The sequence below is a fragment of the Leptotrichia sp. HSP-342 genome, assembly GCF_041199995.1.
GTDB classification, from domain to species: domain Bacteria; phylum Fusobacteriota; class Fusobacteriia; order Fusobacteriales; family Leptotrichiaceae; genus Leptotrichia; species Leptotrichia mesophila.
The window spans coordinates 211,029-236,313 of record NZ_CP165646.1; the positions used below are offsets into that span (position 1 = coordinate 211,029).

22 protein-coding genes and 1 pseudogene are annotated in these 25,285 nt (G+C 31.2%); all 23 read left to right on the top strand.

All coding sequences use genetic code 11. The annotated features are described in order from the left end of the window. The first annotated feature begins 15 nt into the window (after nucleotides 1-15). Nucleotides 16-702 (top strand): pseudouridine synthase, encoded by a 687-nt coding sequence (locus AB8B23_RS01025; RefSeq protein WP_369713050.1) that lies wholly within the window; start codon nucleotides 16-18, stop codon nucleotides 700-702. Nucleotides 703-724: 22 nt separating this feature from the next. After that, nucleotides 725-1,390: an HAD-IB family phosphatase gene (locus AB8B23_RS01030; protein WP_369713051.1), complete on the top strand. Its 666-nt coding sequence runs from the start codon at nucleotides 725-727 to the stop codon at nucleotides 1,388-1,390. A gap of 152 nt (nucleotides 1,391-1,542) precedes the next feature. Continuing rightward, nucleotides 1,543-1,842, top strand: coding sequence for an Asp-tRNA(Asn)/Glu-tRNA(Gln) amidotransferase subunit GatC (gatC, locus tag AB8B23_RS01035; RefSeq protein ID WP_369713052.1), 300 nt, complete (start codon nucleotides 1,543-1,545; stop codon nucleotides 1,840-1,842). A 20-nt stretch (nucleotides 1,843-1,862) separates the two neighbouring features. Then, nucleotides 1,863-2,609, top strand: coding sequence for a DUF4253 domain-containing protein (locus AB8B23_RS01040; RefSeq protein ID WP_369713053.1), 747 nt, complete (start codon nucleotides 1,863-1,865; stop codon nucleotides 2,607-2,609). A 21-nt stretch (nucleotides 2,610-2,630) separates the two neighbouring features. Further along, complete coding sequence (gene gatA, locus AB8B23_RS01045) at nucleotides 2,631-4,094, top strand: Asp-tRNA(Asn)/Glu-tRNA(Gln) amidotransferase subunit GatA (protein WP_369713054.1); 1,464 nt, start codon at nucleotides 2,631-2,633, stop codon at nucleotides 4,092-4,094. A 288-nt stretch (nucleotides 4,095-4,382) separates the two neighbouring features. Next, on the top strand, nucleotides 4,383-4,562 hold the full coding sequence (locus tag AB8B23_RS01050; RefSeq protein ID WP_369713055.1) for a hypothetical protein: 180 nt from the start codon (nucleotides 4,383-4,385) through the stop codon (nucleotides 4,560-4,562). Nucleotides 4,563-4,579: 17 nt separating this feature from the next. Then, the gene (gatB, locus tag AB8B23_RS01055; protein WP_369713056.1) at nucleotides 4,580-6,016 is read left to right on the top strand and encodes an Asp-tRNA(Asn)/Glu-tRNA(Gln) amidotransferase subunit GatB; all 1,437 of its coding nucleotides are present in this window, start codon (nucleotides 4,580-4,582) and stop codon (nucleotides 6,014-6,016) included. A gap of 22 nt (nucleotides 6,017-6,038) precedes the next feature. Continuing rightward, entirely contained in the window at nucleotides 6,039-8,147 is a 2,109-nt protein-coding gene (locus tag AB8B23_RS01060) for a penicillin-binding transpeptidase domain-containing protein (RefSeq protein WP_369713057.1), read from the top strand. A 49-nt stretch (nucleotides 8,148-8,196) separates the two neighbouring features. After that, nucleotides 8,197-10,479, top strand: coding sequence for a replication restart helicase PriA (priA, locus tag AB8B23_RS01065; protein WP_369713058.1), 2,283 nt, complete (start codon nucleotides 8,197-8,199; stop codon nucleotides 10,477-10,479). A 120-nt stretch (nucleotides 10,480-10,599) separates the two neighbouring features. Then, nucleotides 10,600-11,528, top strand: a pseudogene (locus tag AB8B23_RS01070) (IS30 family transposase). A 179-nt stretch (nucleotides 11,529-11,707) separates the two neighbouring features. Then, nucleotides 11,708-12,526, top strand: a complete 819-nt coding sequence (gene uppS, locus AB8B23_RS01075) for a polyprenyl diphosphate synthase (RefSeq protein WP_369713059.1) — start codon at nucleotides 11,708-11,710, stop codon at nucleotides 12,524-12,526. Continuing rightward, complete coding sequence (locus tag AB8B23_RS01080; RefSeq protein WP_021744821.1) at nucleotides 12,516-13,442, top strand: phosphatidate cytidylyltransferase; 927 nt, start codon at nucleotides 12,516-12,518, stop codon at nucleotides 13,440-13,442. The genes uppS and AB8B23_RS01080 overlap by 11 nt, the downstream gene beginning before the upstream one ends. 219 nt (nucleotides 13,443-13,661) lie before the next feature. After that, nucleotides 13,662-14,900: a tyrosine--tRNA ligase gene (tyrS, locus tag AB8B23_RS01085; RefSeq protein ID WP_369713060.1), complete on the top strand. Its 1,239-nt coding sequence runs from the start codon at nucleotides 13,662-13,664 to the stop codon at nucleotides 14,898-14,900. 545 nt (nucleotides 14,901-15,445) lie between these two features. Next, nucleotides 15,446-15,814, top strand: a complete 369-nt coding sequence (gene acpS, locus AB8B23_RS01090) for a holo-ACP synthase (protein ID WP_369713061.1) — start codon at nucleotides 15,446-15,448, stop codon at nucleotides 15,812-15,814. Between the two features lie 21 nt (nucleotides 15,815-15,835). Beyond that, the gene (locus AB8B23_RS01095) at nucleotides 15,836-17,125 is read left to right on the top strand and encodes a glutaredoxin (protein ID WP_369713062.1); all 1,290 of its coding nucleotides are present in this window, start codon (nucleotides 15,836-15,838) and stop codon (nucleotides 17,123-17,125) included. A gap of 118 nt (nucleotides 17,126-17,243) precedes the next feature. Next, nucleotides 17,244-18,059, top strand: coding sequence for a toxin-antitoxin system YwqK family antitoxin (locus AB8B23_RS01100; protein ID WP_369713063.1), 816 nt, complete (start codon nucleotides 17,244-17,246; stop codon nucleotides 18,057-18,059). 161 nt (nucleotides 18,060-18,220) lie between these two features. Next, a complete protein-coding gene (locus AB8B23_RS01105; RefSeq protein ID WP_369713064.1) occupies nucleotides 18,221-18,403 on the top strand; it encodes a hypothetical protein in 183 nt (60 codons plus the stop codon). Between the two features lie 214 nt (nucleotides 18,404-18,617). After that, on the top strand, nucleotides 18,618-19,520 hold the full coding sequence (gene whiA / locus AB8B23_RS01110) for a DNA-binding protein WhiA (RefSeq protein ID WP_369713065.1): 903 nt from the start codon (nucleotides 18,618-18,620) through the stop codon (nucleotides 19,518-19,520). A 28-nt stretch (nucleotides 19,521-19,548) separates the two neighbouring features. Beyond that, nucleotides 19,549-20,562, top strand: coding sequence for a tetraacyldisaccharide 4'-kinase (gene lpxK, locus AB8B23_RS01115; RefSeq protein WP_369713066.1), 1,014 nt, complete (start codon nucleotides 19,549-19,551; stop codon nucleotides 20,560-20,562). A gap of 138 nt (nucleotides 20,563-20,700) precedes the next feature. Continuing rightward, nucleotides 20,701-21,489, top strand: coding sequence for a hypothetical protein (locus AB8B23_RS01120; protein WP_369713067.1), 789 nt, complete (start codon nucleotides 20,701-20,703; stop codon nucleotides 21,487-21,489). 488 nt (nucleotides 21,490-21,977) lie between these two features. Continuing rightward, on the top strand, nucleotides 21,978-23,249 hold the full coding sequence (gene serS / locus AB8B23_RS01125) for a serine--tRNA ligase (protein ID WP_369713068.1): 1,272 nt from the start codon (nucleotides 21,978-21,980) through the stop codon (nucleotides 23,247-23,249). 149 nt (nucleotides 23,250-23,398) lie between these two features. Then, nucleotides 23,399-24,118 carry a GH25 family lysozyme gene (locus AB8B23_RS01130; protein ID WP_147004822.1) on the top strand — a complete coding sequence of 240 codons (720 nt, stop codon included), beginning with the start codon at nucleotides 23,399-23,401 and terminating at the stop codon, nucleotides 24,116-24,118. Nucleotides 24,119-24,245: 127 nt separating this feature from the next. Next, the gene (locus AB8B23_RS01135; RefSeq protein WP_006805020.1) at nucleotides 24,246-25,229 is read left to right on the top strand and encodes a class II fructose-bisphosphate aldolase; all 984 of its coding nucleotides are present in this window, start codon (nucleotides 24,246-24,248) and stop codon (nucleotides 25,227-25,229) included. The last annotated feature ends 56 nt before the right edge of the window (nucleotides 25,230-25,285 follow it).

Below are 25,285 nucleotides of genomic sequence, written 5' to 3' on the forward strand. Positions count from 1 at the left end.
AAAGAGGTAAATAAAATGAGATTAAATAAATTTATAGCTGAAACGGGATTTTGTTCACGTAGGAAGGCTGATGAACTGATAAATGAAGGAAGAGTTACCGTAAATAAGCATGAGGCGATTATTGGAATGGATGTGAAGCCTGAAGATGTGGTTAGAATTGATGGAGAAAGAGTAAAACTTAATACAAGATATGAATATTATATTTTGAACAAGCCAAAAAGAGTGATTTGCTCAAATGAAGACAAGTTTGGGCGTAGACTTGCAGTAGACTTTATAAAATCACGTGCCAGACTTTTTACTTATGGAAGATTAGATTTTATGACAGAAGGGTTAATTATAATCAGTAATGATGGCGAAGTTTACAATCACGTAATGCATCCACGAAAAAAATTGTATAAAAGCTACATTGCAAAAGTTAGCCGTGAAATTGAAGACAAGGATATTGAGGCACTGCAGCATGGAGTTGTAATTGACGGGAAAAGAACTGCACCAGCAAAAGTTAAGAAAATTGACAAAAAGGAACTTAGAATTGCAATTTTTGAAGGAAGAAACAGACAGATAAGAAAAATGCTGGAAACATTGGGATATAATGTTAATTCATTAAAACGTATTAAAGTGGGAGAACTTACGCTTGGTAATTTACAAGTGGGAGAATATCGTACTTTGAATGAAGATGAAATTAAATATCTGAAAAGTTTATAAATTTTCTGGCAGGAGGAAAAAATTGGGAAATAATAAAAAATCAATCTTTTTAATAGATTTTGATATAACAATCAGTAAAAAAGATTCGACAGATGTTTTGCTTGAAACACATCAGCCTGAATTTAAACAGGAACTGCGAAAAAAATACAGAGCTGGAGAATATTCTATAAGGGAGTTTATAAAATATGGACTAGGCTCTCTAAATATCACAAAAGAGCAGTATATCCAGACGTTACAGGAAAATGTGACAATTGATGAAACTTTTATAGATTTTGTAAAAAGTGGAGAAGAATTTAAAATCGTTAGTGCGGGTGCAAGGCTAAACGTACAGGGAACACTTTCAAAATATGGTATAAACTTGCCAGATAGCGAAGTTATATCAAATGATTTAAAATTTAGTGGAACTGATAAAAACCAAATTACTGTGGAAAATCCATTTTTGGACAAGGAAGGCTATTACGGCGTTGACAAGAAAGAAGCTGTAGAAAATTATAAAAAAAAGGGCTACAAAACTTATTTTGTAGGCGATGGCCCGTCTGATTACAAAGCATTGGAAGTGGCTGATTTTGCTTTTGTGAGAAAAGGGACTAGGGCGGTTAAGTTTTGTGAAGAAAATGGAATTGAGTTTTTTAAGTTTGGGGATTTTGACGAGATTTTGGAGTGGGTAGAAAATAATAAGAAAGTTTAATTTAAGAAAAAAGTGCTTTTAAAATGAAAAAATTTAAAATAATAATAGAAGAACATGTTTAAGAAGAATTTGAAGTTGAAGCAGAAAATATGGAAAAAGCGTTTAATATTGCAAAAAAATAAGGATAAATTCGGAATGGAGGAAAAAATTAAATGTTAAGCAAAGAAGATGTTTTAAAAATAGCAGCACTTTCTAAATTGGAATTTTCAGAAAGTGAAATTGAGAAATTTAGGGTGGATTTGAATAAGATATTTGAGCATATGGAAGAGTTGAATGGGGTTGATACAACTGATGTGGAGCCGCTTTTTAATGTGCTGGACTTAAAAGATAAATTGAGGGAAGACAGGGCTAGGGATGCTGGAATTAAGAAGGAAATTTTAGAAAATTCGCCTAATAAGGATGAAGAATTTATAATTGTGCCAAAAGTTGTTGGAGAAAATGCGGATAATTAGATTCTTTTAAGGAGAGAAAAATGTTGGGAAATGTAGATTTATTTGCAGATAAAATAAAATGCGATTATGAAAAAATTAATGAAGATAGTGGAATAACAGAAGTTGTAGAAAGATACTTTCAGCTATTGGAAGAAGGTAAAGAACAAGGTTTTATCCCTGTTTTTGTTGAGGTAAAAGATTATTTCAATGAAGAATTTCCTGAATTCGAGGAATATAAAAGAATAAAAGATGAAATTTTAGAAAATTATAAAAAAGTAGACTGTACTCAGTGGTTTAAAGAAAGAAAACAGGAGTATATAGAAAATGAGTATCTGGATGAGGAATATGAATTTTCTGATGACAACGATTACTTAGATTATTTTAAAAATTTCAATGAAGATAAAACTTTATATCTAAATTCAATATTTGACATAGAAACTGGAAAAATAAGAGAAAATGTAGGATTATTTAAAGTTCCGGCAGATAAAGTTTATGAAATTCCAGGATGGTTTTTATTTGGTGGTTTTAATGAATGCCCTTTGCCAGAAGAAATCATAGCTATTAGTAAATATTGGTATGAAAAATATGATGCACGAATTGTTGCGATAACTGATTCTGAAATGGAATTTTATTTGGAGAAATTTCCAAAAAAACAAAAAGAGGCTGAAGAATTGGCAATAGAGCAGTTTTTAGTTAGTGAGGATTTAGTTTTTCAAATTTATGATGAACTGGAGGAACTTTCAAAAGAGTTATACAAAGCTAAAAATTGGTATTTTTGGTGGGATTAGAAAAGAAGAAAGGTGAAAAAAATGAATTTATACAAAAAAACGGCTAGCGAACTGGCTGAAATGATAAAGAATAAAGAGATTACTTCAGAAGAAGTTACAAGAAATTTTTTAGATAGAATAAAAGCAGTTGAAGATAAGGTTGGGGCTTTTTCTAATATTTTTGAGGAGAAGGCATTGGAACAGGCTCGAAAAATTGATGGGGAAAACAATGAAGAAGGAAGAAAAAATTATGAAAATACAGGACTTTTTGGAGTGCCTGTGGCGTTGAAGGATAATATTGTTTCAAAGGGAGATTTGACAACGGCGGCTTCACAAATTTTGAAAAATTATGTGGGAGTTTATGATGCTACTGTTGTGAAAAAGTTAAAGGAAGCTGGAGCAGTACTGGTTGGAAAGGCTAATATGGATGAGTTTGCGATGGGATCTTCAAATGAAAATTCGTCAATAAAGTCAGCATCTAACCCTTGGGATTTGGAAAGAGTGCCAGGAGGAAGCAGTGGGGGATCGGCAGCTGCGGTTGCGGCTAGTGAAATACCTGTTGCTTTGGGAACAGATACTGGTGGAAGTATTAGACAGCCTGCGAGCTTGACTGGAACTGTGGGGATAAAGCCAACTTACGGAAGAGTTTCGAGATATGGGCTTATGGCATTCGGTTCTTCGCTGGATCAGATTGGGGCTTTAGCAAAAAGTTCGCAAGATTTGGCAAGAGTTATGCAGATAATTTCAGGATACGATGAAAATGATCCGACAACTGCGGATGTGGAAGTGCCAGATTATTTATCTTTGCTTGAAAATGATATAACAGGATTAAAAATTGGGCTTCCAAAAGAATATTTTTCAGATGAACTGGATAAATCAATAAAGGAAGTTGTGGATAAAACTGTGGAAACATTGAAAAAACTTGGAGCGGAAGTGAAGGAAGTATCGTTGCCTTACACAAAATATGCAATTTCCACTTATTATATAATTTCATCGGCTGAGGCCGCTTCAAACTTGTCAAGATATGACGGAGTGAGATATGGGGTTAGAAAAAGTGATGAAAATATTGAGGAAATGTATGTAAAATCACGAACAGAAGGTTTTGGAGATGAAGTTAAGCGTAGAATTATGATTGGAAACTATGTGTTAAGTTCTGGATTTTATGATGCTTATTATAAAAAGGCCTCGCAAGTTAGAAGATTAATAAGAGATGATTTTTCACGAGTTCTTTCAGAAGTTGACTTGATTTTGACACCAGTTTCTCCGACAACAGCATTTAAAAAAGGTGAAAAAAATACAGATCCTGTCCAAATGTATTTAGCTGATATCTACACAGTTTCAGTAAATATGGCAGGATTGCCTGCAATATCAGTGCCAGGTGGCTTTGTAAATGGACTTCCTGTGGGAATACAGCTGATTGGAAATTATTTTAGGGAAGATTTGCTGTTTAATGTGGCAAATAAATTTGAGAAAGAACGTGGAGAGATAGAATATCCTGAGTTGTAAAATTAAAAAGGATGTATATAATAATTATGAATAACTGCTATTTATGTAAACAAGTTTTTTCTAAAGAGAATGAATCAGTAGAACATATAATTCCTATTAAAAAATATAGTTGAAGTTAGAGAAACAAAAAAAACAAATAATAACTATCATAGTTTATTTCTATTAAAAAATCCTATAACGACAAGAATAACTTGTTATGTTTTATATTTTAGCAAGTATTTTAATAATTATTTCAAAGTTGAATTATCAAAAAATTATATAGAAAAAAATTTTGATTTTGACTTTTATTTGTATAATTTAATAAAAAATACAGAAGAAAAAGAAATTTCAAAAAAGATTCAATATGAAATAGAAACAATGTTAAATAAAGAATTAGAAAATAAAGAAAATGATTCAAGAGAACTAAATGAAGTGGGAGAAACCATTGAAGAGTTAATGATAAATATGATTATTACTAATATACTATGAAAGGAAAAATAAAAAAAATGAGTATGGAATATGAAACAGTCATCGGACTAGAAGTGCATTGTCAATTGAAAACGAATACGAAAGTATGGTGTTCTTGTGATGCGGATTATGATAATAAAGAGCCTAATACTGCGGTATGTCCTATTTGTACAGGGCAGCCTGGGGCTTTGCCGAAGTTGAATGAAAAGGTGCTGGATTATGCGATAAAGGCGGCACTTGCACTTGGGTGTGAGATAAACAGGGAGAGCTATTTTGATAGAAAAAATTATTTTTATCCTGATTCGCCAAAAAATTATCAAATTACACAGTTTTTTAAGCCTTATGCTGAAAATGGAGTTTTGAAAATTACGACGAATAGCGGGAAGGAAGCAAGTATCGGGATTGAAAGAATACAGATTGAGGAAGATACGGCGAAAAGTATTCATACGGCTTCTGAAACTTTGCTAAATTATAACAGGGCCTCCGTACCGTTAATCGAGATTATTTCAAAGCCTGAGATAAAAAATGCTGAGGAAGCGTATGCTTATTTGAATACATTGAAGGATAGGCTGAAATATACAAAAGTCAGTGATGTAAGTATGGAACTTGGATCACTTAGATGCGATGCTAATGTTTCTGTTAGAAAAAAAGGTGAAACAAAACTTGGGACTAGAACGGAAACTAAGAACTTGAACTCGTTTAAGGCGGTTGTAAAGGCGATTGAGTATGAAACAAACAGACAAATTGAAGTGCTTGAAAATGGCGGGCGTGTAGTTCAGGAAACAAGACTTTGGGATGAGGAAAATGCGGTTACAAAGCCGATGAGAAGCAAAGAGGAAGCGATGGATTACAGATATTTTCCAGAGCCTGACTTGCCAGCGATTATCATTACTGAATCAAGACTTTCAAATGTAAAGGATGAAATGCCTGAATTTGCAGATGAGAAGGCAAAAAGATTTATTAATGAGTATAAATTGAATGAAATGGAAGCGGCTACTCTTTCATCAGAGCAGGAACTGGCTGAGTATTATGAGGAAGTTGTAAAAGTTTCGGATGATGCAAGACTTGCGGCAAACTGGGTATTGACAGAAATTTTACGTGTGCTAAAAGAAAAAAATATTTCTATTGAGGAGTTTTCTGTTGAGCCTGAAAATATTGGAAAATTAATTAAATTGATAAAAGCTAATACGATTAGTTCAAAAATAGCAAAAGATGTGTTTGAAATCTTGCTTTCAGAAAATAAAGATCCTGAAATTATCGTAAAGGAAAAAGGGCTTGTGCAAATTACAGACAACAGCGAAATTGAAAAGATTGTAGAGCAGGTGCTGGCTGAAAATCCTCAATCAGTGGAAGATTATAAGGCTGGAAAGAGTAACGCATTAAAATATCTTGTGGGACAGTCCATGAAGCTTTCTAAAGGTAAGGCCAATCCACAAATGATTAATGAAATGATTTTAGCAAGACTTGAAGGTTAATATTGGTTAAATTAGGAGAAAAATGAAAAAAGGTAATAAAAAAAGTAGTATTATTGACAGAGCAAAGTCAAATGTAGAAAAAAATAGAAAAGAGCAGAAAGTTGAAAAATTTTTCCAAAAGCTGAAAAAATATATAAATACATTTAATGGACGATTTATATTGTTATTTCTTTTTACAATTACAGGATTTGTAATGCTGCTAGGAAGAGTTTATCATCTTCAGACAAAAGGCGGAAAGAAATACAGGGCAGATGCTGAAAAGAAATATTCTTCTGAATACTATGTAAAGCCTAAAAGAGGGAAAATATCAACGAGCGATGGACAAGTTCTGGCGTATGACAATGAGCAGTTTATAGTCATATTGGATCCGACATTGATTGATGAGGAAAATATTGGTACGGTCCTGGATATGCTGAAAAGGTATATAGATCCGTTTGAAACTGATAAGTACAGGGCAGATTATGCTGAAAAGAAAAGACAGTCTAAACAATATCTAAAAATAGACAGCAAGATTTCCTACCAGACAAGAATGGCGATTGAAGCAGAAATTGATAATGACAGGAAAGAAGCCAGAAAAAATAAGGGAAAATATAAGAGAAAATTTAAGGGTGTAACATTTGAAACTGCATTTACAAGAAACTACGTACAAAACGACGCTTTTCAGGAAACGCTTGGGTATGTGAATAATGAAAACAGAGGTGTTTATGGAATTGAAAAGTATTATGACAAGGAGCTTTCAGGAGAAAGAGGAGTAGTAAAAGGCCTTAGAATACCAGAGGCATTTTTACGTCTTGTAAAGATAAATAATAAGGAAAATTCACGGAAAGTTAAAGATGGGAATAATATTGTGCTTACGATTGACAGCTTTATTCAATATGCGTTGGATGAGGAGCTGAGAACGACTTTTGAAAAGTATAATGCAGACTCTTCAATGGGAATTGTTATGGAAGTGGAAACGGGAAAGATAGTTGCAATGTCATCTTATCCAAAGGCAACAGAGAAAGCAAATATAAAAAACAGGACAATTACAGACTTCTTTGAACCAGGATCAATATTTAAGCCAGTAACAGTTGCGACGGGACTGGAGACCAAAGTGATTAATCCAAGTGCAAGAATCTATTCTCCGGGATCTATTCAGGTGCAGGATAGAATAATAAAAGATCATGACGGTAAGGCAATGGGAAATCTAAGCCTTATGGATGCGATTGCATATTCTTCAAATGTTGCGATGGTAAAAATTGGACTAATGGTAAATAGGGATATTTTTCATCATTATCTTACAGATATTGGGCTTGGAGCAAAAACTGGAGTAGATACTTATTTCGAGTCTACCAAAAAGCTATTGAAATTACGTGAACTTACAGAAGTTAAGCAGGCAAACATATCTTTTGGGCAAGGAATATCAATGACACAAATTCAAATACTTATGGCACTTAATACAGTTATAAATAATGGAAAACTTATAAAACCATATATAGTTGATAGAATTGAAGATAGTAATGGGAAAATAGTTGAACAAAACAAGCCTATTGTAATAAAAAAAGTATTTAGTGACGAAGTTTCAAGACTAAATAGAAAGTATATGGAGGCTGTCGTAAATTATGGAACTGGAAATGATGCATATATTCCAGGTTATAGAATTGGAGGAAAAACAGGAACGGCTCAGAAATCGGGAATTGGAGGATATGAGAAAGGAAAATATTTCAGTTCGTTTTTTGCGTTCTTTCCAGTAGAAAATCCTAAGTATGCTCTGATTATTACGATTAATGAGGCAAAAGGAAAATATTATGGATCAGAGGTTGCATTACCATCAGTAAGAAATATTCTTACAAAATTAATTGAATATAAGCGAATAGGACCTGATGGTCAATCTAAAAAAGAGGAAACAAGAAAAAAGGCAGAATTCGTACAGAAGGAAAAGAAAAAAGATTTAACTAAGATAAAGAAGGATTTTGAAAAAAATATTATGCCTGATTTGACAGGAGTTAGTCTAAGGGAATTTTTATCGATTTATCCACAAGGGAAATTTTCACCGTATGAAATTACTGGAAGTGGAGTAGTAGTATCACAATTTCCTGAAAAAGGTACTAAACTTGATAAACAGACGAAGATACAGATAATGCTGGAGTAAAAGTATTTTTTATAAAAATTAATTGAGGAAGCAATGTTAAGGGGTAAAAATGTATTATTATGAAATTTATGTGGAAAATAATCAGGGAATATACACGTATAAATCGGAAGAGAAGTATAAAATTGGGCAATGGTGCATTGTCAATTTTATAAATAAGGATAAAATGGGGCTTATTATAGCAATCGTTAATGAAAATCAGATTCAGTTTGATATTTCAAAAGTGAAAAAAATTAAGGATGCTGCCCCAGTTTTGTCCATTCCATCCGATATTATGCAGCTTATAAGGTGGATAAAAAATTATTATATAAGTGATTATTATAGCGTAATAAAGGCAGTTTATCCAGGAGCATTGAAGTTAAATTATTCTAAAAAAGCCATTTTTCAAAGGGAATTTTCTGAAAATAATGAAATTTTGAAAGTGGAAAAAATTGAGGAAATAAAAAAATTTAACGAATATATGAAAAAACGTCAGGAAGTTACCATCGCAACTTTGAAAAAGAATTTTTCCAGTAAAATTGTGGAACAGGCAATAAATGAAAAGGTTATTTCCATTGAAAAGAAAGTTATTTTAAATTCTAAAATTTCAAAAAGAGAAAAGGGAAAAAGTGAAATTGTAGAAAAGGAAATTATTTTGAATGATGAGCAGCAAAAGGCTGTGGATACGATAAAAAATAGTGAAAATCAGATTTTTCTGTTAAAGGGGATAACTGGCTCAGGGAAGACGGAAATTTATATTAACTTGATAAAGGAAGCCTTGAAACAAGGGTTTGGCAGTATTTTCCTAGTGCCTGAAATTTCACTTACAGTTCAGATGATACAAAGGCTTGAGGAGGAATTTCACAATGAAGTGGCTATTCTTCACAGTAAACTTACAGACAAGGAAAAGCGGGAAGAATGGACTTTTATACGAAATGGCGAAAAGAAAATTGTGATTGGAGCAAGATCGGCGGTTTTTGCACCTGTTCAGAACTTGAAATATATTATTGTGGATGAGGAGCATGAAAATACCTATAAGCAGGAGAATAATCCACGGTATCACGTAAAAAATGTGGCGATAAAAAGGGCATTTTTGCAAAACGAAAATTTGAAAAAAGATGAAAAACTTGAAAAAAATAATGAATTAGAGAAAAATGTTAATTTGGAAGAAGTTGAAATTGTAAAAAGTGAAAAGATAAAAGTTATTTTAGGTTCAGCAACTCCATCTTTTGAAACTTATTATCAGGCACAGCAGGGCGATATTGAATTAATTGAGCTGACAAAACGGTATAAGAATGCTAAACTTCCAAAATTTGAAATTGTGGATTTGAATGAAACAACAGAAAATTTTTCAGAAGAATTGCTAAATAGAATTTCTCAGACTTTACAAAAAAATGAGCAGGTTATCTTAATTTTGAACAGGAAGGCATTTTCAAATTTGCTAAAATGCAAGGATTGTGGAGATATTCCAACTTGTCCGAACTGTAGTATTTCCTTAAACTATTACAAATATGATAATAGTCTCAAATGCCATTACTGTGGATATGAAAAACGCTTTGATAATATGTGCGATGAATGTGGCGGACATAAAATGAGACAAATTGGGGCTGGAACGGAAAAAATTGAAGAGGAATTAGCGACGGCATTTCCATCGGCAAGAATCGTGAGAGTAGACTCTGAAAGCATAAAGACAAAGCAGAATTATGAAAAAGCCTACAACGATTTTAAAAATAACAAATATGACATAATGCTTGGAACACAGATTATCGCAAAGGGACTGCATTTTTCAAATGTAACATTAGTCGGAGTAATTAATGCTGATATAATTCTAAATTTTCCAGATTTTCGAGCCTCAGAAAAGACTTTTCAGTTATTGACACAGGCTTCAGGGCGTGCAGGACGTGGAGAAAAGGATGGGGAAGTGATTATTCAGACTTTTAATGGCGAAAATGACGTAATAAAAAAAACAATTGAAAGTGATTATGAGGGATATTACAAAAATGAGATGATTATGCGAAAAATGTTAAATTATCCGCCTTTTGGACGAATTATAATTTTGGTAATTTCGGCAACTGAAGAAAATTTGGTAATGGAAAAAGCTAAAATTTTACGTGAAGAGATTATAAGAAATGTAAATGAATCTATGAATTTAACTCAAAATGATTTTATCTCAGATGCTTTCAAATCTCCGATTTACAAAATAAATGGAAGATACCGATACCAGATATTTTTTAAATTTGAAAGAGAAAATATCTTGAAAATTAAAAAAATTATAAAAAAATGTGTAGGCAAATTTCGGGAAAGGGAAAAGAAAGTTAGGGTAACAATTGATGTGGATCCTGTAAATATGATGTGATTTTTTTTTAAACATAGATTGTATAATATATTGCGACAAACTAAAAAAATATAAAAACTCATGATAATTTCGTGTTAAAATGTTAGTAACGACAAAAACATTAACGAAAGGAAATATATCATGAGCCATAAATATTTTACCATAAATGAAAGAAATAAACTAGAGGTCCTGCTAAAAGAAAATTACAGAATTTCTAAAATTGCTGAAATTCTTAACAGGCACAGGGCTACCATTTACCGTGAAATCAAAAGAATTAATGGCGAATACTCTTCTGAGAATGCTCAGGCAGATGCCAGTACAAAAGCTGCTAATAAAGGAAGAAGCTCAAAAATTACTCCTGAATTGAAAAACCTGATAGAGGACAGGCTCTACAAAACCTGGTCCCCTGAACAAATTGCTGGCAGGGAACTAAAGGGGAGACTGTCATTTAAAACTATCTATAACTGGCTGTACAGTAATTTTCTGGATGTTTCCCTGAATGTCTTGAGAAGAAAGGGGAGGAGAGCGAAAACTAAGGAGACAAGAGGAAAATTCAATATTGGGAAGTCAATTGGCGACAGACCGGAAGAAGTCAGGAAAAAGAAGTTTTTGGGCATTGGGAGCTGGACTCGGTAGTTTCAGCAAGAGGAGAAAGCAAAGCCTGCTTTGCGACATTTGTGGAATTGAAGACAAGATTTTATGTGGCAATAAAGATGAAAGATAGAGGTAAAAGTTCAATGCTGGAAGCAATAAAACGGCTGACAGCCGGTATTCCAAAAGGAGCATTCAAGACTTTCACATCAGACAGGGGCAAGGAATTTTCGTGCTGGGAAGAGGTGGAGAAGATGGGAATAGATTTCTATTTTGCAGACCCTTACTGCTCATGGCAGAGAGGCTGCAATGAAAACAGCAACGGTCTTCTAAGAGAATTTTACCCAAAGAAGACCGACATATCAAAAATAGACACAGAAGACTTGATAAGAACCTTAATGCTGATAAATTCGAGACCAAGAAAATGTTTAAACTATGCAACGCCATTTGAAAAATTTTTACACGAAATTAGTTTTTAAAAAAAATTTGGTAAAATGTCGCAATTAATATTGCAATTTATGTAAACTTAATATATTTTGAAGTGGGATTTTTTGAATTCGGCTTCTTTTTTATGTAATAATTTTACAAACACCTTGAAAAATAATGATTTGGCTGTTATAATTATAGCAATAATATTTTTATTCTTGAAAGGGATAATATGGATAGAGATGAATTAGTGATTCCTAGGCACATTGCCATTATTATGGATGGAAACGGACGTTGGGCTAAGGAGCGTGGAAAGATTCGGCTGGAAGGGCATAGGGCTGGGGCTAGCAGTCTTGAGAGGATTTTAAAGTATGCTGGGAACATTGGTGTGGAATATTTGACTGTGTATGCATTTTCGACTGAAAACTGGAAGAGGCCTGAAAAGGAAGTAAATGGGCTTATGGACTTGTTTGCAAAGTATTTAGATAAAGAGAAGAAAAATTTAAAAAAACAAGGTGTAAAATTGCTTGTTACAGGAGCAAAGGAAAATATTTCACAAAAATTGCTAAAGAAGATTGAGGAAACTGAAAATTATTTGATGGATTGTGAGAATATTGTTTTTAATATAGCATTTAATTATGGCGGACGTAGAGAGATTGTTGATGCTGTGAACAAAGTTTTACAAACTAAACTTTTGGATAAATCAAGTGAAATAATAAAAGAGCAGTTTAATAATGAAAATAATGGATTAAATGTTACAGAGAAAGTAGTAAATGAGTTTGTAGATAAAAAGAAAAGTTCGGAAAATATAAAAATTACAGAAGAAGAATTTTCTAAATTTATGTACCGTCCAGAAATTCCAGATCCAGAACTTGTAATCAGAACAAGCGGAGAATTTAGAATAAGTAATTTTTTGCTTTGGGAAATTGCCTATTCAGAGTTTTACATAACAGATGTTTACTGGCCTGATTTTAACGAAGAGGAATTAGATAAAGCAATTTTATCCTTTAATAAAAGGGATAGAAGATACGGAGGACTGAATGTTAAGTAGATTATTTATTATTTTGTTATTTGTACCTTTCCTTTTATGGATATTTTTAAAGGGAAATGTGATGTTTCTAATATTTACACTTGTAATAACTGGAATGTCCCTGTTTGAATTTTATAAAATGCTAAAGGATAAGGGCTTTGAGGTGGCAAGCAGAATTGGAATGGGACTTGGTCTATTTTTACCAGTTGCAATATATTTTCAGGAAAATTCAAAAAATATTTTTTCATATTTCAGATTTGCTCTTTTTAAGCAGATTAACTTTGATATGGGTGGATTTATTGTATTTGCAATAATTCTTCTGTCTTTAAGGCAGGTTTTAAAGGTGAAAATTCAAAATGCAATGGCAGAAATTTCCTATACGTTGTTTGGAATAATCTATGTTTCATATTTATTTTCACATATTTTACTGATAAAATATGAATTTGCAAATGGAAATATTCTGGTTGTAATGACATTTATGTTAATCTGGGCATGTGATATTTCTGCTTACCTTGTTGGAATGGCAATTGGTGGAAAAATATTTAAGCATAGGCTTGCACCAAAAATCAGTCCGAAAAAATCAATTGAAGGTGCGATAGCAGGAATTTTGGGAGTATTTTTAGTAATTTTATTTTTTGACAAAATATATTTATTTATAGCAAATTTTGTATGTGGAATCTCCTTTTTGTCTTCAAACTGTTCAGTAAATTATGATTATGTGGCGATTAGTGGAGGAAAAGCCTTTATTTTAGCACTTGCAATAGGAATTTTTGCAGAATTAGGAGATTTAGTGGAATCTAAGATAAAAAGAGAACTTGAAGTAAAGGATTCTGGGAATTTGCTTTTGGGACATGGTGGATTTTTAGATAGATTTGACAGTGCGTTGTTCGTATTGCCAATCGTATATTATTTTATGAAGTATGTGGCATATTTATAAAAGTTAAGCGTAACTTTAAAACCGTTACAGAAATTTTTATTTCCAAAAAATCACGACAATTTTTAGTTTAATTACAATACCTTTGCGTTAAAAAACTAATATAATAAAAATAATTAAAGAAATAGATACTAATCAAAATTAGAATATTTAAGAGTAAAGTTATAAAATTAAGTTATTGAATGGATAAAAAATAAAACAGAAAAAGGAGAAAAAATAAGAATGAGCATAGATAGAAATAATGAAATAGAAGTAAAAAATGAAGTAGAAAGACAATTTAATATTTTGAGCCGTGGGTGCGATGAAATAATTAATGAGAATGAATTTAAGAAAAAGTTGGAAAAATCAATTTCAACTAATACTCCGCTAAGGGTTAAATTGGGGATAGATCCGACAGGTTCGGAGCTGCATTTGGGACATGCTGTACCTTTGAGAAAATTGAAGCAGTTTCAGGATTTGGGGCATGAAGTGCTGTTTTTGATTGGGACTTTTACTGGGAGAATTGGGGATCCAACTGGAAAATCTGAAACTAGAAAGATGTTGTCAGAGGAGCAAGTAAACGAAAATATAAAAACATATTTAGATCAAGTAAAATTGATATTGGACTTGGATAAAATAAAAGTTGTTTATAATGCTGACTGGCTTGAAAAATTATCACTTTCAGATGCGTTGAATTTATTGTCACAGTTTACTGTATCGCAAATGATTTCGAGAGAAGATTTTTCAAAAAGATTGTCTGAAAACAAACCAGTTTCATTGATTGAATTTATGTATCCGATTTTACAAGGATATGATTCAGTTGAACTGAAGGCTGATGTGGAATTGGGAGCAACAGAACAAAAATTTAATTTGCTAAGAGGGAGAGATTTACAGAAAAACTTTGGACAGGAGCAGCAAGTCTGTATGATAATGCCAATTCTGGTAGGTCTTGATGGAGTGGAAAAAATGTCTAAATCACTTGGAAACTACATTGGTGTAAAGGACACTCCTAACGATATGTTTGGTAAAGTTATGTCAATTTCAGATGAATTAATGGAAAATTACTATACAATGATAACAGACGTTCCTTTTGAAAAAATTGAAGAAATCAAGGCTCAAATTGCAGATGGAAGTTTACATCCAATGGAAGCCAAAAAGCAATTAGGAGCTGAAGTTGTAAAAATTTACTACGGTGAAGAAGCAGCTAAGGAAGCAAGAGACTGGTTTGAAAGCGTATTTAGTAAAAGAAATCTTGACGTAGATTTGCCAGAAGTGGAAGTTCCTTATGGAGAAATTAATGTAATTGACTTGCTTGTAAAAGAAGCAAAACTACTTGGAGGAACAAGTGAAGCAAGAAGGTTAATTTCACAAGGTGGATTCAAAATAAATGACGAGCCAATAAAAGATATTAAGGCAAATGTAAATGTCGAAAGCGGAATGATTATTAGGGCTGGGAAAAAGAAAATTGTGAAAGTGAAATAGTAAATTTTAACAAATAAAAAAATCTCTATATTAGGAATTATTTTTTCTTATGTAGAGTTTTTTTTTAATAAATATTAATACTAAATTCCATTTAGAAATAGAAATAAATTTTTATAATAAGGTTGTTTAATAGCAAATTCGTAATTATTCAATTAAATTATTTTTTAGATATTTTGATTAATAAATATTTTTTCATATTACTATGTTTTTTCTTTTTTATTTTCGTAGGATTGCTCATTGCCGCAAAACCTTATCTTGCAGTAAAGGTTTATCCTGATAATTAAAATTGTGGCAAGATTGCTACGCAATAACCTATGGCTAGTCTACGACATTTTACTGCACTGACAAAAAACTCGCTATGCTCAAACAGTTTTGCCAGCACAGAAAAATGCTCCGACGGATTATTTATGCTAGACTATGTTTGAAAAATGAAAAAAATATATGTAAACTTATTTAAAATTAAACTACTAAAATTATACAAATTTTGTATTTTTAAAAATTTGTAGTATAATCTAACAATAGCAAGTTTCAAAAAGGAGATAAAAATGGAAATATACGGTATTGGGACAGACATTATTGAAATATCCCGAATTGAAAAAGCGATTAACCAGACAAGCCTTTTTAAAAGAAAAGTTTATACAGAAAAAGAAATTGAGCATATTGAAAAAAAGAAACATCCATATGCTAGTTATGCAGGGAGATTTGCTGCGAAAGAAGCAGTTTCCAAGGCATTTGGAACTGGGGTGCATGGGTTTTCGCTAAGTGATATTGAGATTTTGAATGATGAGATGGGGAAACCTTATGTAACGCTTTATAATGCGATAAAGGAGAAGGCACAGGGGCTTACAATACAGATTAGTATTTCACATAGCAGAGAATATGCGGTTAGTACGGTAATTATTTATAAAAAATAAAAAAGAAAGGTGTGAAAAAAGATGGTTTGGAGAAAAGATTTTAATATTGGGATAGAGAAAAGTAGATTTTTTGCGTTGATGATTATGCTTTTTGGTATATTTTGTATAAGTCAGATTAGTTATTCTGCTGGAAATAGTCAGTCAAAGAAAGTAAAAATTGAGTACTTTGGTAGAAAAGACTGTAAAAATTGTGCAAATTTGGAGAAATTTTTGAAGGAATTATCTACTAAAAGGGATGATTTTGAATATGTGGAGCATAAAATTGATGAAAGCAAGGAAGAAAAAGTGTTTTTTGATGAAACTACATCGAAGTTAAAACTTGTCAAGGGAACTCCGATTATTTACATTGACGGACATATTATTCAAGGGTTTAATACAGCTGACACGACTGGGAAAGAAATTGAAAATTTGATAAATTCTGGGAAAACAAAGGACAAGATTTTGACTTTGAAGGAATATGTGGAAAGTGGACAGACGGGAAATGTGAGCAGCAATGGTGCAGTCTGTACAGGCGATACAGTATGTGAGGTGCCAGGACTTACGAAAGGTGCTGAGAATCAGGTATTTGTAAATATTCCGATTATTAATAAGACTGTTGACTTGACAAATTATTCGCTACTTACAATCTCAATAATTTTGGGAACAATTGATGGATTTAATCCTTGTGCAATGTGGGTTCTGGTATTATTTTTGACAGCTTTGATTGCCGTTGGAAATAAGGTGAAAATGTTCCGTGTGGCAGGGCTGTTTATCTTGGCTGAAGCTGTAATGTATTTTTTCATTTTAAATGCTTGGATTTATGCTTGGGATTTTGTGGGACTTGACAAATGGGTAACCCCGCTTGTTGGAATCGTTGGAATTATTGGTGGGATTTTCTTTATTAGAAATTACTTGAAAAAAGGAGATACGCTGGAATGTGAAGTAACAGACTTTGAGCAGAGGGCAAAAATTTCTAAAAAGATAAAGGATATTGCCAACAAGCCATTTACATTACTGACAGCACTTGCAATTATTGGCTTAGCACTTTCAGTAAATGTAATAGAATTTGCCTGTTCAGTTGGAATTCCTCAAACATACACAAAAATCCTACAAATAAATGAAGTTCCATTTTGGACTAGACAATTTTACACATTTATTTACATAATTGGCTATATGATAGATGATATAATAGTTTTTGGATTTGCCTTAATGAGTGTAAATAAATTGCAATTAACCACAAAATATTCTAAATGGGTAAATCTGTTTGGTGGAATTCTTATGATAATTTTGGGACTCATAATGCTAATTAAGCCAAGTTTGCTTATAATGTAAACTGGAACTAGAAAAATGAACAATTTAGTTTAAAAAATGAGAAAAATTTGTTATAATGTAAAAAGGTAAATTAATAAAATAAAAAAACAAACTTTATAAAATAATAGGAGATATGAAAATGAAAAAAAATAATAGCAAAAAAATATTATTTATAGCTGGAATGATGATGTTATCAGCAGTTGCATATGGAAAAGATGTATTTGCAAATTATGGGACAAATTTTGGGAAGGTTAGATTATCGAAGCTTAGCTCATCAAATATGGAAGATGTAAAAAGAATAGATTCTAGCACTTATGAATTGACAGGAAGCGGAGAATATAGAATTATGGAAGAAGGCGGAAGAAGACTTGTTGTTAATTTAAGCAATGGAATACTGAATGGGAAATATGATGAATTTTATGCAAACGGAAATAGATTTACGATAGGAAATTATAAAAATGGAAAAAAAGAAGGAGAATGGACAGTTTATACTGAAAATGGAAAAGTCTGGAAAAAATATCAATATAAAGATGATCAGTTAAATGGACGTTATTCTTCATATTACGGAAAAACAGGGTCTCAGGAAACAGTTGGGAACTATGAGAATGGAAAAATGACAGGAACTTGGACTGAGTATTATGAAAATGGCTCGAAAAAATCACAAGGAAATTATTCAAATGGACAGAAAAATGGATTATTTACTGAATGGAACACTAATGGAGGTAAAAAATCTGAAATTAATTATGTAAATGATGAAATAAATGGGAAAATGAATGTATACTACGAAAGCGGAAGACCTTTATATGAAGCAAATATGAATGGGGAAACTGGAACTGTAAGAGGATATCATACAGATGGAAGCCTTGGATTTGAGGGAAGCGTTAAAGGTAGAGGAAGAACAGGAACTTGGACTTACTATGATAAATCAGGGAATCCTAGAAAAATGAATTATTAGGCTTGTTGTAGTTTTAATTATTAAACCCTATTTAAATAACGAATTTATTACAAACTTTTCTAAGTAAAGGATATAAACCTAATATTTTCAAGTAATTTAAGATATAACTTTCATTTTTTAAAAAGAATCTAATATAAATTAATCTGTCGGAGCATTTTTCTGTGCTGGCAAAACTGTTTGAGCATAGCGAGTTTTTTGTCAGTATGGAAAAATGTCGTAGACTAGCCATAGGTTATTGCGTAGCAATCTTGCCAAATATTTTGATTGTCAGGATAAACCTTTACTGCAAGATAAGGATTTGCGGCAATGAGCAATCCTACGAAAATAAAAAAGAAAAAAGTTGAATGATTATAAATTATCTATTGAACAACCCTATTATAAAAATTTATTTTCATTTTTAAATGGGATTTAGTATTAATAAAAGTCTGAAAGTCCTTATTTTAACGAAATTTTATAAACAAGTGTATAGGTCTTATAAAAATAGAGCAATAATAAACATCAAAAAGTCAAAAACTTTAATTTAGGAACAGAGAAAAAAATATAAAGAGAGGGTGAAAAATGTCATATTCAGCAAATGTAAAAAGAGAAATCTTTAATTTAGAAAACACAGATAAAGATACTATTTATGCAGAGCTTTTTGGAATTTTTATTGCAAAGAATGTAATTACAGAACACGGAATTTATTTCAGCACAGAAAATGTCTCGCTTGCTAAAAGAATTTATTCAAATTTACGGGCAGTAACAAATATCCCAATTCAACTAAAATACGTTATTAGTAAGCGTCTTGGAACACACAAAATGTATGAAGTGATACTTTTTCCCGCTCAGCACAATCAGCAGGAATACAAATCATTTTTAAAAAAAATCTATTTTCACAAAAATTTTTCAGTTGTGGAGAATGAAAAACAATTAGCTGGGATAATCAGAGGTTTTTTCCTTAGCTGTGGATATATAAAGTCTCCAGAAAAGGCTTATGCAATGGACTTTTTTGTGGATACTGAAGATTCTGCCACTTATTTGTATTACTTGTTTAAACAGATGGGAAAAAAAGTTTTTCAGACAGAGAAAAAAAATAAGAGCCTTGTTTATTTAAGAAATTCAGAAGACATTTTGGATATAATTTTTTTAATTGGGGGAATAAATTCGTTTTTTGAATTTGAAGAAGTTACGATAAATAAGGAAATTCGAAATAAAATTAATAGAAATATGAATTGGGAAATCGCAAATGAAACAAAAAAATTATCGGCTTCTGAAAAGCAGATTAACATGATAAAGGTAATTGATGAAAAAATGGGTCTTTCAGAATTGACAGACGTATTAAGCGAAACAGCAAGAATTCGACTGGAAAATCAGGAAATGTCCCTACAGGAACTAGCAGACTTAATGGAAATTTCCAAATCTGGAATAAAAAATAGATTTAGACGGCTGGAAACAATTTATAAAGGACTGTTAGAAAACTAATTAAGAAAGTTAAGCTGAGGAAGAATTAATGAAATTATTGTCGATTATATATGGATTTATTGTCTTTTTACGAAACAAACTTTATGATTTGAATATTTTTAAAGAAAAAAAGGTTGATGGAGTGGAAATAGTTTGCATTGGAAATATTGTGGCAGGAGGGACTGGGAAAACACCAGCTGTGCAGTATTTTGTGCAAAAATATTTAGAAAAAAATAAAAAAGTTGGAATTCTGAGTCGAGGCTACAAGGGAAAACGGGAAACTGATTTACTGCTTGTACGAGATGAAAAAAAGATTTATGCTACTTCAAAGGAATCAGGGGATGAAGCCTATTTGCATGCCTTAAATTTTCAAATTCCTGTCGTAGTCTGTAAAAATCGTTATGAAGGTGCAACTTTTTTAAAAGAAAAATGTGGTGTGGAAATAATTATTATGGATGATGGTTTCCAACATAGAAAATTGAAAAAAAATAAAAATATAATTCTAATTGATGCAACAAATCCTTTTGGAATGGACGATTATTTGCCAAAGGGACGATTACGGGAGTCACTAGATGCTTTGAAGCGGGCTGATGAAATTATTATTACAAAAAGTAACTATGTTTCGGTAGAAGAAATTGCGAAAATTAAGGAAAGACTGGCAAAATATCAAAAATCGATTTCTGTTGCTACTTTTGAAGAAAGTTATTTTTACAAATTAAATTTTGAAAATGGTAAAAAGTTTGGTAAAATAAATAATGGAAACAAAATGGAAAATAAAAAATTTCCATTAGAAATTATTAAGAATAAAAATGTGCTAATTTTTTCTTCAATAGCAAATCCAGCTGTATTTTATCAGACAATAAAAAAACTAAATCCAAGTAATATTGATGAAATAAAATTTACAGATCATCACGTTTACACAAACGAAGAAATTTTGGAAATAAAAGAAAAAACCAAAAACTATGATTATGTTTTAACAACGGAAAAAGATATTGTGAAAATTGATGAAAATATAGAAAACTTAATAATTTTGAAAATGGAATTTAAAATTGTTGAAAAATAAATTAAATCTAAGGTTTTGGTGAAATCAAAATTTTAAAAATAAAAGTTATAAAATCAAATATAAAAAATATTGTAATTATTAAAAAAATTAGGATTTTTACAAAGATTAGAAAATGAAGCAGAAGGGAGGAATTAAATTTTGACTGAAAATAAAAAGCTGGAAAATGAAAATGTATTTTCAAATACAGAAAATTTTTCACAATTTATTCTAAAATATAAAAATAATTTTGAAAAACGAAAATATTTTCAGCTTGACAAAAATTTTAAGATAACATCTAAAGAACCATCATTTATACTAGAATTGGGATATATTTATTTTAGTGAAAACAAAAAAAATGAAAATATAAAGCAAATCATAAGGGAACAATTTTTGGAAACATTTAAGGAAAAAGACAAAAAGATTGAACGGTTAAGCAAAGTTGAACTTCCCAAATTAATAGACGGATTTCGAAGAAGTATTTTTAATAAAGAATCAATTTATGCTGTAAAATTAGGAAATGAATTGCTGTATCGGGATAAAGATAAATTTTTTGAAATTTTATACAATTATTCATTAATTTCAATAGATACAAATAAACTTGTAAAGACTTTTTTTACAAAAAAAATGATAGAAATAATTGAAGCTGAAAACAGTTCAAAATTTAACGAAATTCGTGATAAAATAGACGAAATAATAAAAAATATTATAAATTATTTCACAAAATCTGATTCAGCTTTCTTAAATTTTGAAAATGTGGAAAACTTAAACTATTTTGTGGAAAATCAAGCTGATGAACTTTACAAAAAAATTTATGTGGAAAATTACAATAAAATTGTGGAAAAATATAATATTCAAAATGTGAAAAAAATAGAATTTAGTAAAAATTATGATTTTGAAAATTTAAGCGAAAGTAAAAAAGTATTGTATGAATATCTTGAAAATATTTAATTTTTATTTTAACTTATTTTAGTTAATAATTGTTTTTTCTCTTTTTTTATGTTATTTATTTTAACGTAAGAGTATCAGACGCCATACTCTTTTTCGCAATAAAAGTTATTTTAACATATTTAACTAATTACTATTTGAAACTGATGGCGAAACGTTCTACGAACTACCCCGCTTACGCAAAACTTTTTTATAAAGAAAAAATAAAACTCGATTTTGAATAAAGATTATTTTAAATATACAAAATCTCACTTTCACAATATAAAGGTTAAAATAATTCAAATAATAGCAGTTATTGTGAAAGAAACACATTCGTGTTTAGTTATTTTTTCTTTAACAAAATTTTGCTTGTTTTTTGTTTTAGTTAAATTAACTGTTATAATCAAAAAAAGAAAAAATAGTTATTAAATAATAATTTTTTTAGATTAAAACACTTTAATAATTCAATAAATTTAGATAATAAATATATACAGGAAAGGAAATAAAAAATTATGCTAGAGATGAGATATATAAGGGAAAATGCTGATAAAGTCAGAGAATATTTAAAAAATAGAAATAGTGACTTTGATTTAGATTCATTGCTGAAATTTGATGAAGACAGAAGAAATTTGCTTCAGAAAGTGGAAATGTTAAAGAAAGAAAGAAATGAATCAAGTGCATTGATAGGAAAATATAAACAGGAAGGAAAAGATCCTGCTGAACTACTTGCGAGAATGCAGACTGTCAGTGCAAAAATTAAGGAACTTGACCAAAAGGTGGCAGAAATTGATGAGAAACAGTTGGAACTTGCTTATACGATTCCAAACAAATTAAGCGATACAACTCCAGTTGGAAAAGATGAAGATGATAATGTAGAAGTTAGAAAATGGGGAACTCCAAGAGAGTTTGACTTTGAAATAAAATCACATGATGAACTAGGAGTAGAACTAGGGATTTTGGACTTTGAAAGAGGGGCAAAACTTGGCGGTTCAAGATTTACAGTTTATAAAAATGCAGCTGCAAGATTGGAAAGAGCATTGATTTCGTTTATGATTGATGTTCATACTAGAGAAAATGGGTTTGAGGAAATTTTTACGCCACAATTAGTTAGACGGGAAATGATGGTGGGAACAGGACAGCTTCCAAAATTTGCTGACGATGCCTATAAAATTGAAGGCGATGAAATGTACTTGATTCCAACGGCAGAAGTTACACTTACAAATTTACATAACAGCGAAATTCTGGATGAAGAGGAATTGCCTAAATATTACTGTGGATATACAGCTTGCTTCAGAAAGGAAGCTGGTTCTGGAGGGCGTGATTTGAAGGGTCTTATAAGACAGCATCAGTTTAATAAAGTGGAAATGGTAAAAATTGTAAAACCTGAAACTTCTTACGATGAACTTGAAAAAATGGTAAACTGTGCGGAGAAAATATTGCAAAAATTGGAATTGCCATATAGGGTACTGGCACTTTGCAGTGGAGATTTAGGATTTAGTGCGGCAAAAACTTATGATTTGGAAGTTTGGGTTCCAAGTCAAGGAAAATACAGAGAAATTTCTTCTTGCTCAAATACAGAAGACTTTCAAGCTAGACGTGCAATGATCAAATACAGGGAAAAGGAAACTGGAAAAAGCCATTTTGTGCATACTCTGAATGGATCAGGACTTGCTGTGGGGAGAACATTGCTTGCCATTATGGAAAATTATCAGCAAGATGATGGAACTATAAAAGTTCCAGAAGTACTAGTGCCTTATATGGGCGGAATGACAGTTATAAAGTAACAAAAACACTATAACCGTATAACTATCATATTAATCTGATTTTTTCCTAAACTGTCAAAAACTGCTCTAAAATTAAGTACAATAATAAAAATAGGTTATTTGAGAATTTTAAAAATAATTTTGTTATTAAATAACTGAACGGAGAGAATATGGAAAAATTTATAAAATTTTTGGTAATTATGATAATTGGTGGAGGTATAGTGGGGTTTTTAGAACTTAGTGGTTATTTATATCATAATGATATTTTGGCGGAATTAGCTGGATATAAAGTTCATGGGCTGGATATTTCACATCATCAGGAAAAAGTGAATTGGACTCTTGTTGATAAAAAATATAAATTTATCATTTTAAAAGCGACAGAAGGACAGAATTTTCTTGATACGGATTTTTTATATAATTGGAATAACGCCAGGTTAAATGGATTTGTAGTTGGAGCATATCATTTTTTTGTAATGACTAGCAGTGGAGAAGCACAAGCGGATTTTTATATAAGTAAAGTGCCTGATTCTGAGAAAACATTACCTCCAATTATTGATCTTGAAATTTCTACGAAAAAATATAAAAAACCAGATGTAATTGAGCATTTGAGAGTTATGGTTGAAAAACTTGAAAAACATTATAAAAAAAGAGTAATTTTCTATGTGAATTATAACACTTATAATGCATACATAAAAGGTGAATTTCCTGAAAATAAAATTTGGATTACAGATTATAAATATTTTCCTAAAATAGACGAAGAGAATAGGTGGATAATTTGGCAAGTTTCAAGACGTGGCAGAATTGAAGGAATTCCAGGATTTACAGATAAAAATGTACTTAGAAAAGGAATGACAGTGGAAGAACTCATAAATCAAAGTAAAATAAATTAAGTAAAGTAGATTAAAAAAATATCTTATTTTTAACATTATTTTTTGTTTTCTATTGATTTTTATACGAAAATTTGATAACATATAATTAAAGAAGTTAATCTAATTAATAAATATTAGGAGGCGTAAAATGAAATATCATTTTAAAGATTTAGGATTAAGCAACACTAAAGAAATGTTTGCTAAAGCAAACAAAGAAGGTTACGCAGTACCTGCTTTTAACTTTAACAACATGGAACAATTACAAGGAATTATCGAAGCGTGCGTTGAAGAAGGATCACCAGTAATTCTTCAAGTATCAACAGGTGCAAGAAAATATATTGGTAAAGAAATGTTACCTTGGCTTGCAAAAGCTGCAACAGCTTATGTAGAAGCATCAGGATCAGACATTCCAGTAGCATTGCACTTGGATCATGGTCCAAATTTTGCTGAAGCAAAAGACTGTATCGAATATGGATTCTCTTCAGTAATGTACGACGGATCTCACCACCCTTACGATGAAAACGTTGCAGAAGCAAAACAAGTTGCTGATTTCGCTCATCAACACGATGTTACAGTTGAAGCTGAATTAGGAGTTTTAGCTGGAATCGAAGACGATGTAGTAGCAGCAGAACATGTTTATACTCAACCTGATGAAGTTGAAGACTTCGTAACAAAAACAGGAGTTGATTCATTAGCAATCGCAATTGGAACTTCTCACGGAGCTCACAAATTCAAACCAGGAGACGATCCTAAATTAAGATTGGATATCTTGGAAGAAATTGAAAAAAGAATACCTGGATTCCCAATCGTATTACATGGTTCATCAGCAGTACCTCACCAATTTGTTGAAATGATTAACCAATATGGTGGAAAAATTGCAGATGCAATTGGTATCCCTGATTCAGAATTAAGAAAAGCGGCTAAATCAGCAGTAGCTAAAATTAACGTAGATACTGATGGAAGATTGGCTTTCACAGCAGGAATCAGAGAAGTATTCGCTAAAAACCCAGGAGAATTTGATCCTAGAAAATATGTAGGACCTGCAAAAGACTACATGAAAGAATATTACAAAGATAAAATCAGAAATGTATTCGGATCAAATGGAGCTTACAAAGCTGGAGCTGCAAGATAATAACAAATAAAAAATGAAAATTAATTTGGACTATCTCAAGTTTATTCTCAAACTTG

Coding starts and splice junctions, on each gene's coding strand:
- priA (WP_369713058.1), top strand. CDS start 8,197: ATGTATTATTATGAAATTTATGTGGAAAATAATCAGGGAATATACACG.
- AB8B23_RS01095 (WP_369713062.1), top strand. CDS start 15,836: ATGGTTTGGAGAAAAGATTTTAATATTGGGATAGAGAAAAGTAGATTT.
- AB8B23_RS01130 (WP_147004822.1), top strand. CDS start 23,399: ATGGAAAAATTTATAAAATTTTTGGTAATTATGATAATTGGTGGAGGT.
- gatA (WP_369713054.1), top strand. CDS start 2,631: ATGAATTTATACAAAAAAACGGCTAGCGAACTGGCTGAAATGATAAAG.
- serS (WP_369713068.1), top strand. CDS start 21,978: ATGCTAGAGATGAGATATATAAGGGAAAATGCTGATAAAGTCAGAGAA.
- tyrS (WP_369713060.1), top strand. CDS start 13,662: ATGAGCATAGATAGAAATAATGAAATAGAAGTAAAAAATGAAGTAGAA.
- lpxK (WP_369713066.1), top strand. CDS start 19,549: ATGAAATTATTGTCGATTATATATGGATTTATTGTCTTTTTACGAAAC.
- AB8B23_RS01060 (WP_369713057.1), top strand. CDS start 6,039: ATGAAAAAAGGTAATAAAAAAAGTAGTATTATTGACAGAGCAAAGTCA.
- gatB (WP_369713056.1), top strand. CDS start 4,580: ATGAGTATGGAATATGAAACAGTCATCGGACTAGAAGTGCATTGTCAA.
- AB8B23_RS01135 (WP_006805020.1), top strand. CDS start 24,246: ATGAAATATCATTTTAAAGATTTAGGATTAAGCAACACTAAAGAAATG.
- AB8B23_RS01025 (WP_369713050.1), top strand. CDS start 16: ATGAGATTAAATAAATTTATAGCTGAAACGGGATTTTGTTCACGTAGG.
- uppS (WP_369713059.1), top strand. CDS start 11,708: ATGGATAGAGATGAATTAGTGATTCCTAGGCACATTGCCATTATTATG.
- gatC (WP_369713052.1), top strand. CDS start 1,543: ATGTTAAGCAAAGAAGATGTTTTAAAAATAGCAGCACTTTCTAAATTG.
- acpS (WP_369713061.1), top strand. CDS start 15,446: ATGGAAATATACGGTATTGGGACAGACATTATTGAAATATCCCGAATT.
- AB8B23_RS01080 (WP_021744821.1), top strand. CDS start 12,516: ATGTTAAGTAGATTATTTATTATTTTGTTATTTGTACCTTTCCTTTTA.
- AB8B23_RS01040 (WP_369713053.1), top strand. CDS start 1,863: ATGTTGGGAAATGTAGATTTATTTGCAGATAAAATAAAATGCGATTAT.
- AB8B23_RS01100 (WP_369713063.1), top strand. CDS start 17,244: ATGAAAAAAAATAATAGCAAAAAAATATTATTTATAGCTGGAATGATG.
- whiA (WP_369713065.1), top strand. CDS start 18,618: ATGTCATATTCAGCAAATGTAAAAAGAGAAATCTTTAATTTAGAAAAC.